The organism is Trueperaceae bacterium (assembly GCA_019454765.1).
In the GTDB taxonomy this organism is placed as follows: Bacteria; Deinococcota; Deinococci; order Deinococcales; family Trueperaceae; genus JAAYYF01.
On sequence record JACFNR010000018.1, the window covers coordinates 1 to 14,269 of the forward strand.

At 71.2% G+C, this 14,269-nt stretch carries 14 protein-coding genes; 5 read left to right on the plus strand and 9 right to left on the minus strand.

Annotation, left to right across the window (positions count from 1 at the left end; translation table 11 throughout):
• Positions 1-8: 8 nt before the first annotated feature.
• A complete protein-coding gene (locus H3C53_06890; protein MBW7916391.1) occupies positions 9-824 on the minus strand; it encodes a phosphosulfolactate synthase in 816 nt (271 codons plus the stop codon).
• 8 nt (positions 825-832) lie between these two features.
• A complete protein-coding gene (locus H3C53_06895; protein MBW7916392.1) occupies positions 833-2,215 on the minus strand; it encodes an MmgE/PrpD family protein in 1,383 nt (460 codons plus the stop codon).
• Positions 2,216-2,327: 112 nt separating this feature from the next.
• Between H3C53_06895 and H3C53_06900 the strand changes: the two genes are divergently transcribed.
• From H3C53_06900 to H3C53_06915, 4 genes are all read left to right on the plus strand, one after another.
• Positions 2,328-3,113, plus strand: coding sequence for an inositol monophosphatase (locus H3C53_06900; GenBank protein MBW7916393.1), 786 nt, complete (start codon positions 2,328-2,330; stop codon positions 3,111-3,113).
• A gap of 57 nt (positions 3,114-3,170) precedes the next feature.
• A complete protein-coding gene (locus tag H3C53_06905; GenBank protein MBW7916394.1) occupies positions 3,171-4,613 on the plus strand; it encodes a beta-lactamase family protein in 1,443 nt (480 codons plus the stop codon).
• 130 nt (positions 4,614-4,743) lie between these two features.
• Positions 4,744-5,616 carry an aldo/keto reductase gene (locus H3C53_06910; GenBank protein ID MBW7916395.1) on the plus strand — a complete coding sequence of 291 codons (873 nt, stop codon included), beginning with the start codon at positions 4,744-4,746 and terminating at the stop codon, positions 5,614-5,616.
• A 138-nt stretch (positions 5,617-5,754) separates the two neighbouring features.
• The gene (locus H3C53_06915) at positions 5,755-6,963 is read left to right on the plus strand and encodes an MFS transporter (protein ID MBW7916396.1); all 1,209 of its coding nucleotides are present in this window, start codon (positions 5,755-5,757) and stop codon (positions 6,961-6,963) included.
• A gap of 10 nt (positions 6,964-6,973) precedes the next feature.
• Here the strand turns inward: H3C53_06915 and H3C53_06920 are convergent, their stop codons facing one another.
• Positions 6,974-8,755 (minus strand): GGDEF domain-containing protein, encoded by a 1,782-nt coding sequence (locus H3C53_06920; GenBank protein ID MBW7916397.1) that lies wholly within the window; start codon positions 8,753-8,755, stop codon positions 6,974-6,976.
• Between the two features lie 189 nt (positions 8,756-8,944).
• Between H3C53_06920 and H3C53_06925 the strand changes: the two genes are divergently transcribed.
• Complete coding sequence (locus H3C53_06925) at positions 8,945-9,277, plus strand: hypothetical protein (protein ID MBW7916398.1); 333 nt, start codon at positions 8,945-8,947, stop codon at positions 9,275-9,277.
• A 13-nt stretch (positions 9,278-9,290) separates the two neighbouring features.
• Here H3C53_06925 and H3C53_06930 read toward each other — a convergent pair whose 3' ends face one another.
• From H3C53_06930 to H3C53_06955, 6 genes are all read right to left on the minus strand, one after another.
• On the minus strand, positions 9,291-9,905 hold the full coding sequence (locus H3C53_06930; protein MBW7916399.1) for a dihydrofolate reductase family protein: 615 nt from the start codon (positions 9,903-9,905) through the stop codon (positions 9,291-9,293).
• Between the two features lie 92 nt (positions 9,906-9,997).
• Positions 9,998-10,135: a hypothetical protein gene (locus H3C53_06935; protein ID MBW7916400.1), complete on the minus strand. Its 138-nt coding sequence runs from the start codon at positions 10,133-10,135 to the stop codon at positions 9,998-10,000.
• 18 nt (positions 10,136-10,153) lie between these two features.
• Complete coding sequence (locus H3C53_06940; protein MBW7916401.1) at positions 10,154-10,687, minus strand: DUF1697 domain-containing protein; 534 nt, start codon at positions 10,685-10,687, stop codon at positions 10,154-10,156.
• 61 nt (positions 10,688-10,748) lie between these two features.
• On the minus strand, positions 10,749-11,306 hold the full coding sequence (locus H3C53_06945) for a dihydrofolate reductase family protein (GenBank protein ID MBW7916402.1): 558 nt from the start codon (positions 11,304-11,306) through the stop codon (positions 10,749-10,751).
• Positions 11,307-11,863: 557 nt separating this feature from the next.
• Positions 11,864-12,379, minus strand: a complete 516-nt coding sequence (locus H3C53_06950) for a hypothetical protein (GenBank protein MBW7916403.1) — start codon at positions 12,377-12,379, stop codon at positions 11,864-11,866.
• 346 nt (positions 12,380-12,725) lie between these two features.
• Positions 12,726-14,210 carry a hypothetical protein gene (locus tag H3C53_06955; GenBank protein ID MBW7916404.1) on the minus strand — a complete coding sequence of 495 codons (1,485 nt, stop codon included), beginning with the start codon at positions 14,208-14,210 and terminating at the stop codon, positions 12,726-12,728.
• Between the last annotated feature and the right edge of the window lie 59 nt (positions 14,211-14,269).

The window sequence follows — 14,269 nt, forward strand, 5'->3', positions numbered from 1 at the left end:
GCGGCGGCTCAGCCCTTGTAGGTCACGACGCGACCCCACACCTGCTGCGTGCCCCACAGGCCACGCCTCAGCGCCTCCAACTGCACGATCTGGCTGTGGTCGACGAAGAGGTTGACCTCCGGGCCGTAGTTCTGCACGTACCAGGTGAACACCCGCGGGTCCGACGCCTCGAACATCAACTTGTCGATGCCCAGGCGACTCGCGAACCGAGCGATGATGTCGGTTCGCCAGTTCGTGACGTCCTCGGTCAGCCCCTCCGACTCAAGCTGGATGAGGTACGCGCCCGCGTCTAGGAAGCGCTCCGCGCGGGCCAGGGCCCACTCCGGGTCCTGGAGGGCGTCGCTCGCCAGGGCCTCCGGCGTCGCGCCGCCCGCGCCGAACAGAACACCGACCTCCGGCTTGGCGCGCATGCCGGCCTTCTGCACCTTCTCCACCAGGCGCAGCCAGTCGTCGGTAGGGAGGGTGATGAAGCCGGCCGAGAGCTCGATGACGTCGAAGCCGACCTTCTTGCAGGCCGCGACGTACCTGTCGACCGCGTCCCTGCCCTGGGTCAGGACCCGTTCGATGAAGCCGCCCGTCGACACGAGGACCCCGTGGTCGTGAGCGGTGTTCATGACGGTCGTGAGCGCCTCGTCTGGGTAGAGGACGAACGAGCCGCCCGCGAACTTCAGCGAGTCGACGTATGGGTGCATGGTCTCGAGCACGTCCGCCAGGTAGCGTGGCCCGACCGGCGTGTAGTAGGCGGCGCGGATCTCCGTCAGCCCCGTGGTGCGCGGCTTTCCCGGCCGCTCGTTCACTTGCAGGAACCCGAACTCGCTGTTCATGACGCCACTCACCTTCCCGCCGGCACGGCCGCGCCGGCCCTCGCCAACAGTCCCGTCAGGTCGGTCACCTGCCGGTTCTCGAGGTCGCGCACGACCTCCACCAGCGCGCCCCGCAGGTCGCCGCCCACGTGCGGCGCCGCCAAGCGCTCGAACTTCGCCACCACCCCGTCCCAGCTCATCTGTCGGGTGGTGAACCCTTCGTAATCGCGCTTCACCACGACGAACTCATCGCCTCCCTGGAGCCTCACCGTCACCCTGCACCCGTGCTCGGCGGGGAAGCGCGCGCTGAACTCGGCCGCGGGTCTCACGTGCACCCGCCGCAATAGCGCCTGGACGTCGTTCCTCACGATGCGAGCCGGGTCGTACTGGGCCGGCAGCACCTGGTCGTCGAGCAGGGCCACTGCCACCATGTACTGCAGGCTGTGGTCCGCCTCCTCCTTGGTGCTAACGCGAGTCTTGTCGCCTTCCTCGCCACCCCCGATGATGTCGAACGCCACGTCGAAGATGTCGATCTCCACGCTGTCGATGTCGCGGGCCGCGAAGCCGTGCCGGCGCTTGAGGTCGAGGGCCCCCTCGATGGCCGACTGCGAGTGGATCTCGGCGTCGTACTTCTTCAAGATGGTGCGCCGCACGACCTCGAGGTCCTCCGCGCGCCAGTCGATGTCGAACGGCCCGCTGATGGCGTCCATGAAGCCCTTGTTGCCCTCGAACACCGCGGCGGGACCGGTGATGCCCTTCGCGGCCAGGAACGCGGCGTGCGTGCCCGCGAACGCCGTGTGGGGGTACGCCAGCCCCTTCCAGTTGGAGAGCGCGCCCGTGCGCGTGACCCGCAGGGCCGGCAGGGCGGTGCCGGCGATGGCCACGGCGTTGGCCGTGCGCTCGGTGTCGAGGCCCAGCGCGCGCGCCGCGCCGGCGGCGACCGCGAACGCCCCTTGGGTCGTGTGATCGAACCCCTTCGCCCGCACCGGCGCGACCTCCGACAGGCGGCACTGCACCTGGTAGGCGACCGCCAGCGCCGTCAACAGCCGCCTACCGTCCGCGTCCGCGTACTCTGCCGCCGCCAGCACGGGCGCCAGGTTGTCGCTCGGGTGGCAGGTCTCGCCGGGCGCCAGGAAGCTGTCGTTGAAATCGAGGTAGCGCACCAGCGCGCCGTTGTATAGCGCCGCCCGGTCCGGCGCGGTGCGCCCACCGCCGATCAGGGTGGTCAGCGGCCTGCCCCCGAACTCCTCCACGAGGCTCCTGACCGCCCTCACGGGCGGACCGGCCAAGGCTCCCAGGGCGCAGCCGAGGCTGTCCAGGACCCGCACCTTCAATGCCTCCACGGCCAGCGCCGACAACATGTCGTAGCTCGCGCTCGCGGCGAACGAGGCCAACTGCTTCGCTTGCGTCATGACGACCTCCTTCGACCGCAGGGTAGACCCGACCGACCGGACGCCGAGGCCCAGGAATCATGTAGGGGAGGGCGCCGCCGGCGGCGCGTGGGGCGGGCCTATGATGGCCCCCATGACCGAGTTCCTCGACGTCGCCATCGAGGCGGCCCGCGCGGCCGCCGCCATCCACCGCTTCCACGCCGCCGACACGGACAAGCAGGTGGGCACCAAGGCCAACTTCGCCGACATCGTCACCAAGGTGGACAAGCTGAGCGAGGAGCGGATCCGCGCGGTCCTGACCGGCGCCTACCCGGACCACGCCGTGCTGGGCGAGGAAGGGGGCGACCAGGGCCGCGAGGGCGCCACCCACCGCTGGATCGTCGACCCGCTCGACGGGACCACCAACTACGCCAGCGGCTTCCCGTTCTACTGCGTGTCGATCGCGTTGGAGGTGGCCGGGACGGTCGAGGTAGGCGTCGTGCTGGACAGCGTGCGTGACCGCCTCTACACGGCCGTTCGGGGGAGGGGCGCGCGGGTCGACGGCGCACCCCTCCGCGTGAGCCGCACGCCCACGTTGGCGCAGGCCCTCGTGTCGACGGGCTTCAACGCCGTGGAGGCCGACATCCGCGTCAACGAGGTGAAGTTCGCCCGCGCCCTGCGCCGGGCGCGAGCCGTACGCCGCGCCGGCGCCGGCGCCCTCGATCTCTGCACCGTGGCCGCCGGGAACGCCGACGGTTTCTGGGAGCTGACCCTCCACCCGTGGGACGTGGCCGCCGGGGTCCTGATCCTCCGCGAGGCCGGCGGCACCGTGACGGACGAACATGGCGGCGTGTACAGCATCGATAACCCGTACCTCGTCGCCAGCAACGGCCTCATCCACGCGGAGCTGCTGCGGCTCCTCGCCGGTCAGGCCGACTGACGAACGCGGCCGGGCGCTAGGCACCGCCGCGTGGCGCGGCGCATTATGCTGCCGCCCATGACGCAGCTGGACCTCGACCTCACGCCGTTCGTGGAGGACCACGCCGGCAGCAACCTCAGCCCCAGCGGGATCGTGGCCGTAGCCGAGCGCGGCGCCTTGGTCAGCTCGCTCGCCTGGGGCGACGACGGCTACGGCGAGTCCACCAAGTTCCGCGTGGCGTCGTGCACGAAGAGCTTCACGGCCCTCGCGCTACTGGCACTTCGCAGGGCCGGCAAGCTGACGCTCGACGACGAGGTGCGCGCCCACCTGCCCGAACTCACGCTCGAGGCGCCCGCCGGTTGGCCCACCCTCCGCATCCGCCACCTGTTGTCGATGTCGGGCGGGCTGGCCACCGACAACCCGTGGGGTGACCGGCAGGAGGCGGCGAGCCGCGAGCGACTGGGCGCCTGGATGAGCGCGGGCGTGCGGCTGCTGTTCCCACCCGGCAGCGCCTACGAGTACTCGAACCTGGGGTACGCGCTGCTGGGCGAGATCGTCACGCGTGCGGCCGGCCGGCCGTACCGCGACTACATCATGAGCGAGATCGTCGTCCCGCTCGGCTTGAGCGACACGGCGTTCTCGGCCGCCGACCTCGACGGGGTCGTGCAGGGTTACCACCGCGAGCCGCCGCTACCCGGCCGGCCTGGCGGGTGGACCCCGCAGCCGCAATCGGCACCCGGCGCCTTCTCGCCCATGGGCGGCCTCTACTCGAGCGTGCGCGACCTGGCGCGCTGGGCCGACCTCCACCTCGGCCGAGAGGCGCCCGAGGGCGCCGCCTTCACGTCGGCCGACCTTGTCGAGGCGCAGGAGCCGCTCTGCCTGATAGCCGCTTCCCATGCCGAGGCGCCGCTCTGCGGCACCGTCGTGACCGGCTACGGTTACGGGCTCAAGGTCGAGCGCTTCGAGCGGCACGGCACTCTCGTCTCCCACGCCGGCGGCTACCCGGGCTTCACCGCCTACATGTGCTGGCACCGGCCGACGGGACGCACGGTCATCGCCTCCGCCAACGGCACCCACTCGGCCGCGCCGACGCTCGCCCGCAAGGTCATGTTCGAGCTCATGGCAGGCGCGAACGGCGCCCCGACCGAAGCGCGTCCGTGGCCCGAGACGGTGGCGGCGGTGAGCGCCATCGACGCCCTGGTGGCGGGCGCCGGGGAGGGCGACGCGAGGCAGCTGGCGGCGCGCCACGCCGAGCTGTTCGCAGACAACGTGGAGCTCGACTTCCCGCTCGTCGACCGCATCGACCACCTGCGCCGGGCGCTCGTCAACCTCGGCAGAGTCGACGCGGCCGGCCCACACGCCCCGCCCCGGTTCGAACGGCCATGTCGGGCGAGCTGGCAGGTGCGCGCCGACCACGGCCGCCTCGAACTGTTCCTCGAGCTGGCGCCCGTGGCGCCATTCAAGGTGCAGACGTTCTCGGCGGTGGCCGTCAACGGCCCCGGCAGGGTGACCCTCTTCTGAAGCAACGCGCCCGCCTCAGCGGGCGGCGGTGGCGGCGAGTCCCGCTAGCTCGGCGACCGCTGCCCGCGTCCCCACCGCCCTGCGCGTGCATGACGGGTTCCCTTATGGTTAGGCGCGTGGAGGTGCGAAGGTGATCACGCCCAACGCCATAAGCTCAGGCAGCTTCCTCTTGGGCGGCGAGGTCGAGGTCAACCGCCTCGGTTTCGGCGCGATGCGGGTCACCGGGCCCGGCACGTGGGGCCAGCCCGCCGACCGCGAGGAGTGCCTCGCCACCCTGCGGCTCGCGCCGGAGCTCGGGATCAACCTGATCGACACGGCCGATTCCTACGGCCCCCTCGTCTCGGAACCGCTCGTCCGCGAGGCCCTCCACCCCTACCCGCCCGGCCTGGTGATCGCCACCAAGGGGGGCCAGGTCCGCACCGGACCCGACAGGTGGGTGCCGCTTGGTCGGCCGGAGTACCTGCTGCAGCAAGTCCAGATGAGCCTGCGCATACTCGGCCTCGACCAGATCACGCTGTGGCAGCTCCACCGCATCGACCGGAACGTGCCGCGAGACGAGCAGTTCGGGGCCATCAAGCAGATGCTCGATGTCGGGTGGATCCGACTCGCCGGCCTGAGCGAGGTAAGCGTCGAGGAGATCGAGGCGGCCAGGCGCGTGTTCCCGGTGGCCACGGTGCAGAACCGCTACAGCATCACCCACCGCGCCCACGACGACGTCCTCGCCTACTGCGAGGAGCACCGCATCGGCTTCATCCCGTGGCACCCGTTGGCGGCGGGGAAGCTCGCCGCCGCCGGCACGCCTCTGGCCGAGGCCGCGCGCCGGCATGGCGCTACGCCCTCTCAGGTCGCCATCGCCTGGCTCTTGGCGCGCAGCCCGGTGATGCTGCCCATCCCCGGCACCTCCAAACGAGCGCACCTGGTCGAGAACGTGGGCGCCGCCGGGGTGACGCTCACACCGGCCGAGGTCGAGGTACTCGGGCGCGCCTCACGAAGGGGCCGATGACGCCACCCCCTGCGCCACCGGGCGGCACCGCCGGTCGGCGACCCGGGCAGGCGCGGCGGCGGCGTGGGGTAGATTCACCTGTCCGCATGGGCCCCCGCCGCCGAGGCCGCGCCCGCGGCGCACGGACGGGAGCACCAGGTGGCTGAGGCAGCCAGGGCCCGAGCAGCAACGGCCACGACCGACGCGGTCAGCGCGACCGCCGTCGGCGTCATCGTCGCCATCAGCTTCTCCCACTTCCTGAACGACCTCATGCAGGCGCTGCTGCCCGCCATCTACCCGATGCTGAAGGACGATTACGGCCTGACGTTCACGCAGGTCGGGTTCCTGACGCTGACCTTCCAGTTCACGGCCTCACTCCTGCAACCCGTCGTCGGCATCGCCGCCGACCGCCGCCCGCTGCCGTACTCGATGGCGGCGGGCATGGGTTCCACGCTGCTCGGGCTGTTCATCCTCGCCGGCGCCACGCGCTTCCCCGTACTCGTCGTGGCGGCGGCCCTCATCGGCCTCGGTTCGGCCGTGTTCCACCCCGAGGCGTCGCGCGTGGCGCGCATGGCGGCGGGGCTGCGGCCCGGCTTCGCCCAGTCGGTGTTCCAGGTGGGCGGCAACTTCGGCTCGGCGTTGGGCCCGATCCTCGCCGCTTTCGTGGTGTTGCGGTTCGGACAGTGGAGCATCGGCTGGTTCTCGCTCCTGGCCGTCCTCGCCATGTGGGTGCTTTTCAAGGTTGGGACCTGGTACCGCGGCCACGTCGCCAACCTGCTCGTGCGGCGCCCCGCCGTGCTCGGTGGCGCCGCCCACTGGCGCGTGACGGTGTCCATCCTCATCCTCGTGGTCCTGACGTTCTCGAAGGCCGTCTACGGCGCGGCGCTCGGCAGCTACTACACGTTCTTCCTCATCGAGCGGTTCGACGTCTCGATCCGCGATTCCCAACTGCTCCTCTTCGTCTACATGGCCGCGGTGGTGGTCGGCACCCTCATCGGCGGACCCCTCGGCGACCGCTTCGGCCGCAAGCTCGTCCTGTGGGGAAGCGTCCTGGGTGCCCTGCCGTTCACGCTGCTGCTGCCGTGGGTGGACCTGCGCTGGACCGTCGTCCTCACGGCCGTCATCGGAGTCATCATGGCGTCCGCCTTCCCGGCCATCGTCGTGTACGCGCAGGAGCTCCTGCCGCGCGGCGTGGGGATGGTGTCGGGACTCCTCTACGGCCTGTCGTTCGGCGCGGCGGGGATAGCCGCCGCCTTCCTCGGCGGGTTGGCCGACACCCACGGCATCACTTTCGTCTACCAGCTCTGCGGCTGGCTGCCGGCGGTGGGACTGTTCGTCGTGTTCCTCCCCGACGCCAGGACGCGTTAGGGCGTGCCGGTCAAGAGCGCTTGGCCGCCCGCTTCGCCTCGTACATGCGGGAGTCTGCCAGGCGGAGGAGGCGATCCGGGTCGCCACCGTCGAGCTCGTGGCTCGCCACGCCGACGTTGATGTGAAGAGCGCCAAGGCCGGTGTCGAGCTCGGCCACCTTCCGCTCGATGCGTTCCTTCACCCGCTCCGCCTCGGAGGCGGGCGTGTCGACAAGCAGGCCGAGGAACTCGTCACCGCCGCGCCTGGCCGCCAGGTCGACGGCGCGCAGGCTCCGCCGCAACACCGTCCCGACGGCCACCAGCACCTCGTCCCCCTTGGCGTGCCCGAACCGGTCGTTGACGGCCTTGAACTCCTTGAGGTCCATCAGCAGGACGCTCGGCCCAACCCCGCCGCGCGCGGCTCGCGTAAGTTCGCGCTCGAGAGCCTGATCGAAGGCGCGGCGGTTCGCTAGGCCGGTCAGCTCGTCGGTGAGCGCCGCCCGGCGCAGGACGTCGCGGGTCTGTTGGCGGTGCAGCAGGCTCGCTAGCGGCGCGCCGAAGAGGTAGGCGAGCTGGCTCGAGTCGCGCGCCAAGCCGCCACCCTGGTGCAGGTCGTCGAGGTTGAGGACCGCCATGACCTTGCCGTCGCGCAGGACCGGGAGGCAGAGCGTCGACTGGATGAGGTGGTAGTTGGTGACGTCCGGGTCCGTGTCCGGCGTGCTGGCCGCCCCCAGGCGCTCGATGTCGGCGTCCTCGCGGTGGAGAATGCGCGGCAGGCCCTGGTGCCAGCCAGGACTCTCCTCCCCGTACCAGGCGCGGGCCGCCGCCTCCGTGATCGGGTTCTCCCGCAGCTGCTCAAGGTCGAACCCCTCGGCCGCGCGGTACACGAAGGGGGCGTCCGGGTCGGTGCGCGTCAGGAGGGTACCGCCGTCTGCGCCAGGCACGAGCCGCAGCGCCGTGCGCAGCACGCGGCCGTACATCTCGGTCGTGGACGTCTCCTCCGAGGCGTTGTTGAGCTCCAGCAGCTCGGTCAGGACGCTGTCGCGCCAACGCGCGTCGAGGAACGGCGCCGCCACGCTGGCGAGCTCCGTGAGCAGTGGGAGCGAGAGGCTGTGAAGCCGCCGCTCGGCAGCGAAGCGCAGGAGCAGCACGCAACGCGCCGGGGGGCTGGACGCGATGGGCACGGCGACGAGGCCGTCATCCAACCGGAACGGACCGGGGGCGTGGGTGGCGTCGAACGCGATCCGCCGCCGACGCGCCACAGCAGCGTCATCCAGGTCCCACGCTCCGAGGGTCGCGAGCGGGGCCGGTCCGTCCGGGCCGCCCAGGAGCAACATGGCGGCGTCGGCGTCCACGAAGCGTGCCGCCAGGTCGACCGCGCTGGCCGTGAAGGCGCCCAGGTCGGGGGCTGAGGACATGGCGTCGCGGAGCGCGCGGAGCGTGCCCCGCAACCGCCTGGTGCTCGACGCGTCGATCACGCTCGTCAAGTCGTGGGCGAGGTGCGCGAGCGCCCAGGTCACCTCGGCCGGCAGCGCGCCCGCCGCGGTCACCTCGAGCATGGCGAACGGTTCGTCCTGATGCCTAAGCCGGAGCGTCAGGCGGTCCGCCGAACGAGGGGGCTCCCCGCCCACCTCGTCCGCCCACCTGAGCGTCACGGCGTGACCCAACAGCTCCTCCAGTCGCACGGCCGCGTCTCGCGCCAGGTCCTCGGGCGAGACGTCGACGCGAAGCGAGCGCGGCATGTCCAACAGGGCCTGGACGAGGCGGAGCGCGGCCGGCCCGGTGCTGGTAACGCTGTCGTCGGTGCTTGTCACGCCATCTCCCCGTGGGTTGGCCATAGGCTACCTCGCGTCCGGATGACGATCCGCTCGCTCTTGCTCTCGCCACGGTAACAGGTCGTTCCACCGCATGTGAACCACGGGAGCTTCACGCCCCTGCGCCCGATGACGTAACCTCCGAGGCATGGGCGAACACGGCGGCGACGCCGAGGCGGTGGCCGGCGGGTGACGGGGATCCCGCCAACCGAGGGGTTCGCCTCCAAGGTCTGGATGCTGGAGGGCCTGACCCACAGCGTGCCCGGTGAGCTGAGCTTCAGGGCGGGACGGCTCACGTTGCGTGCGGATGCCTGGCGGTGCTTCGACGTCCCGCTCCGGGACGTGCAGGAGGCGGTCTTCCCCTGGTACTACTTCGGCGGCGGCGTCCACCTGACGGTGGCCGGGCAGCGCTGGCGGCTGGGCTTCGTCCGCCCGACGGCCGAGGGCGGTTCCGTTCTCGACATCCGCGAGGGCCTGGCACGGGGCCGAGCGTGGCGCGCGCTGCTCGAGCGGCGGCCGTGAGGGCGGGGGCCGCTCAGCCCACCGTGCCGGTCGCCACCGCGCCGCTCTTGCGGTAGTGCGCCAGCGTGACGCCGTTCGGGGTCACTTGCCCGGACGTCATCACGAACGCCGCCGGCGCGGCGTCATCGGCGAAGATGCGCTTGCCGGGGCCGAGCACAACCGGGAACGTCATCAAGACCATCTCGTCGACCATGCCGTGGGCGAGAAGCGACCGCGCCAGGACGCTCGACCCGATCACCTTCAGTTCCGACCCTGCAGCCTCCCTCAGGGCCTTGACGTCGTCCAGCCCCGTGAGGAGGACGGAGTTGCTCCAACCGCTCGCGGCCACCAGCTCGGGTGTCCAGGTGGAGCTGACGACGTACTTCGTCACGTCCTCGATGCCGGGCCACTGGTCGGCGTGGTGCGGCCAGTAGGCCGCGAAGATCTCGTAGGTGCGGCGACCGAGGAGCAGGTCGGCGGGCTTCAGGTGTTCCGCCATGAACGCGCCCGCGGCCGCGTCGGCGGCTGCGAAATGGGGCGCCGTCCAACCCCCGTACGCGAAGCCGTCGGCCCTGTCCTCATCCGGGCCGCCCGGCGCCTGCATGACGCCGTCGAGCGTCAGGAACTCCTGCATGGTCACCTTGCGCATGGCGCATGGTAGTGGGCCGCAGGCCCGGTCGTGGGCGCAGGTGCACATCGGGCCTCGCGCGGCGGCCGCGGTCGCCGCGCGGGTTGCGGTCCTCACCCGGCGGCGCCTGCCTCCTCGACCGGCAGCGCCTCCAGGCGGAGTCCGTCTGCCTTGTACGTGAGGCGCAACGGTCGTCCCGCCTCGAGTCCGCTCGCTTCGGCGGCTAGCCCTTCCGTCCGGTCGTTGGCCATGTTCGAGGTTACCTCGGCCTACCGCGTTGCGGCCGCGTGGATCTTCCTCAACGTGTGGAAGAAGCGCGTCGTGTTGCGTGTCGGCAACACGTCCGGCGGGAACCTGCCCGACGGCGGGCGGCCGGCGAGGATGCGCCAGACGACGAACGCCTCGTGGGGCGCCACCGCCACGATCTCCATGTCGTTCTTTGAGGAGGCGAGCGGCAGCGGCAGGTCAGGTGGGATGGGGTCGGCCGTGAACGTCACGCAGAAGCGGAGGTCGTCGCGGGGCTCCGTGGCGGCGAACGGGTCGCGCTCTAGGATGCTCGCCAGCTCCGCCGGCGTGCGCAGGAACGTGGGGACGGCGTAGCCGAGCGCGGCCTCCAGCGCCGCCTCGATGGTGCCGGTGAGCGCCTCGCGGTCGCCCTCGGTGGAGTCGAAGAACACGTTGCCGCTGTTGATGTAGGAGGCGACGTTGTCGAACCCCACGGCCTCGAAGACCCGACGCAGGGCCTCCATCGTGACCGTGTGCCCGCCGACGTTGATGCCGCGCAACAGGGCGACGTACCTCATCGGTCCGCGCGTCCCGCTTGGCGCGGGCACCTCCATGCTTCGAGCAGCGCGGGCGCGGGGATCACTGCTGCCGCCGGTAGTGCACCGCGACGACGCCGTTACTCAGGGACGTCGCCGAGCGAAGTTCGAGCCGCCGAGCGCCGGCGAGCGCGCCCTGGAACAGGGTCGGACCGTGGCCGGCGATCAGTGGTTGAACGAGGAACTTGTACTCGTCGACGAGGTCCAGCCGGTCGAGCGCGGCCGCGAGCGTGGCGCTGCCGAGCAGGACGCCTTCCGGCGTCGCGTCCTTGAGTCCCTGCACCGCCGTGCGCAGGTCGCCCGTGAGGTGATGGCTGTTGTTCCAGGGATAGTCACTGCGCGTCGACGACACGACGTACTTCGGCTTGGCCTCCAGCTTGATGGCCCACTCGCGCATGGCGGGGGGCGCGTCCTCGTCGCCGCGGGCGACGGCGGGCCAGTAGCTCTCCATCAGCTCGTAGGTGACCCTGCCCCACAGCATCGCGCCACCCCTGTCCATCAGTCCCGTGAAGTAGGCGTGCGTCTCGTCGTCGGCGATCCCCACGCGGTGGTCGATGCAACCGTCGAGTGTCAGGTTGAGGCTGAAGGTCATGAGGCCCATGGCGTGAGTGTAGACCCGGGGTGGGAGCGCCCGTGGCGAAGACAGCACGTGCCGGGCGCGGCCACGAATGCTCAAGACGCGGTTCGCTATGCACCAACAGCCGTCGTTGCCGCTCTTCGGGCCTACGACCAGCCCGAACCCGTCGAACCTACCGGTCGCCGGTCGGATCTCGGCGGGCATGGGTGGCCTCCGGGCCGTGTGCGCGCTCGCCACACGGGGTCGCGGCGCATGTGGCCCGACCAAGCGCCTTCCCGCCCCGATGTCGCTCCGGCGCCGCCGTAGTACTGCCAAGCGACAAGCGACCACGGGTGGCCCGTTAGCTCCAGCCGCAGCGTCGCAGGTAGGGGTCCCCTCGTCTGCGGCGCGAGGTAGCGTTGGGTCTCGTTGCCCACCACGGCTTCCGAGAAAGCGATGGGCGCCCCACCGTCGATGCTCAGGGTGCCGGCCACGTCGTAGGTGGTGGCGTCGACGTAGGAAGGCTCGGCCTGGAGCTCGAGCCCGTATAGATGACCCTTGGCGAGATCCCCTGCCACGCCCATGTCGTCCGCTCGCAGGAGCTACGTACCTGCGAGCAGGTAGCGGCCGTCGGCGCTCCACTCCGCGCCGCTGCGAGCGGCGTGGGGGAACTCGACCAGGACCTCGCGCGTATCGACGTCCACGATCTCCAACCTGATCCGGTTCCCGTTCGGCGCCGCCAGGACCACGGCGCCACCGTCCGGACCGAGGGCACTCGACCGGCTCTCGGGTTGCGGGTAGGGAAGGGTGAGGGCACCGCCCGACAGGTCGAAGACGCGCACGTCGGTGTCCGAGCCGACCGCCAGGCGGCCACCGTCGGCGCTGAAGGCGAAGTCCGGGACCCGACCGTAACCGACGTGGCCGTCGCGCTCGAACACCACGTCGTAGGTGGCCGTGTCCCAGACCCGCAGGAAGTAGCGGACGCCCGCCGAGCCCTGGGAGGTCGAGGCTGAGGCAAGCCGCGTGCCGCCGGCGCCGAACGCCACGAGACCGGCCTGATCACCCTCCACCTCGAGTTCCTTGACGACGGCGCCCGTGACCGGGTCGACGAGGAGCACGAAGGGGGGCGTCGCCGGCGACCGCCATGACGTCACCGGCCGGCCCGACGGCGAGCTTCTGCGCGCCGCAGTAGGTGCAGGCTCCGAGCCGTGTCCCGGGGTCGAACTCGGCCAGCGTCGACCCGTCGCGGCCGTCCCACACCCTGACCTTACGGCCGACGATGCCGGCCACGAGCGAACCGGTGCCATCGAGCGCCAGGCCGCCCACCAGGGCGTCCGGGGAAGCGTGTGGGTCGAGGCTCAACCTGAGCGATTGGACCTCATCAGGGGGGTCGCGGCTCCGGTCGGTGGCGGGACGCTCCCACGCCCAGAAGAGGCCCGCCGCGTGAGTCGACCGTCTAGGGGGTCACTGCCTCACCTCGAAGCTCAGGCGGAACGCGGGCAACTCCTCACCCGGGTGGTCGACCCAGTTGAGCATGGGGAGCTGCAGGAAGGTGCCATTGGCGCCCGGCAGGAGGGACGCGTCCTGTCCGGGTTCGAGGCGCGGGGCGGGCGGCGCTCCCGGCGCCGTGATGACGCCCCGGTAGATGGACGGGTAGAGGTCGACGTAGTGCACTCCAGGCTGGCCCGGCGCCTTCAGGTGGATCGTCACGTCGCCCTGGCTGTTGACCCCGCAGCCGTAGCCGAGGTAACCGTTGTCCATGACGAGCGTGTAGATGTTGGCCGTGTCGCTCCAGCCGACGCCCTTGATGGTGATCGTGATGTCGCCGGTCGGCGCCACCACGCTCGGCGTGACTGCCGCCACGCTGGGCGTGATCGTGTAGCGCGCCGAGGCGCTGACGTCGCCCACGGTCGCCAGGAGCGTGTGACCGCCACCGAGGTCGTCGGGGGTCGCGAGGCGCATGTCGAACGTACCCGCGGCCGTCGCCGTCACGCTTCCGAGGTCGAGAGTGGCGTCGACGAGTCCGGAGATGATGTCGTTGCCGCGCGTCGTCGTCCAGCCGAGCTCGACCTCCGCGCCGGCCGAGAAACCCTCGCCGTGCACGCCGATCTCGCTGCCAACGGTGCCGGAGCCGTAGTCGAGTACGAGCGACGGGCCGGCGCCGGCGGGTTCGGGCAAGAACGGCGCGCGGGGGAGGGCCTGCGCCTCAGGCGCGCCGGGCAACACCGCGTCACCACCAGTGATGACGAACGTGGCGGCCAGGACCGTGGGCACGTTCGGGTTGAACGTGGGCGCTTGCTGCTGGTTCAGGTACGGCACCGGGTGCGTGCCGGAGAGGACCTGGAGGGAGTGAGGGCCGACCGCGCCCGTCGCCGGGATCACGGCGGTGGCCGTGCCGCGCGTGGTGATGGCGGAGAGCCAGCCCGTGTGCGCGCTGTCGTAGAGGAGGTGCCACGCCAGCTGCCAGAACGTGTACCCGACGCCGGTAAGCGTCACGGTGATCGGGGTGCCCACCGGCCCCGAGGTCGGGTTCACCGTCAGTTGCGGCAGCACGGTGAAGCCCTGACGCGCCACCGTCTCGTCGCCGGCGACGACGAACACGTTGTGCATGTACCCGAAGTCCTCCGGGACCTGGAAGGTGAAGGCGACGGTGCCGTCCGCGCCAACCACCCCTTCGCTCAGGGGCGTGAGCGTCTGCTCTGCGGACACGCCGAGGAAGCGGCCCTCGTCGGTCACGTTCCAGGAGGCGTTCGCGCTCTCCCACACGAGTGCGACGCGGGTTCCGGGCTCCAGGCCGGAGGCCGTGGCCGTGACGGAGCTTGCCACGACGCCGGCGGCCGGTTCCAGAGTCAGGCGACCGGGGAGTTGCGCGGACGCGGTTCCCAGGAGCGCCAGCAGGACCGTCGCGAGCACTACTGATACCCGCGGGCTCACGTTGCTTCGGTTCATCGGGACCTCCAGGCTGCGGGTTTCCGTGGGGGATCGGGGCCGCTGCCTGCTCACCGTAG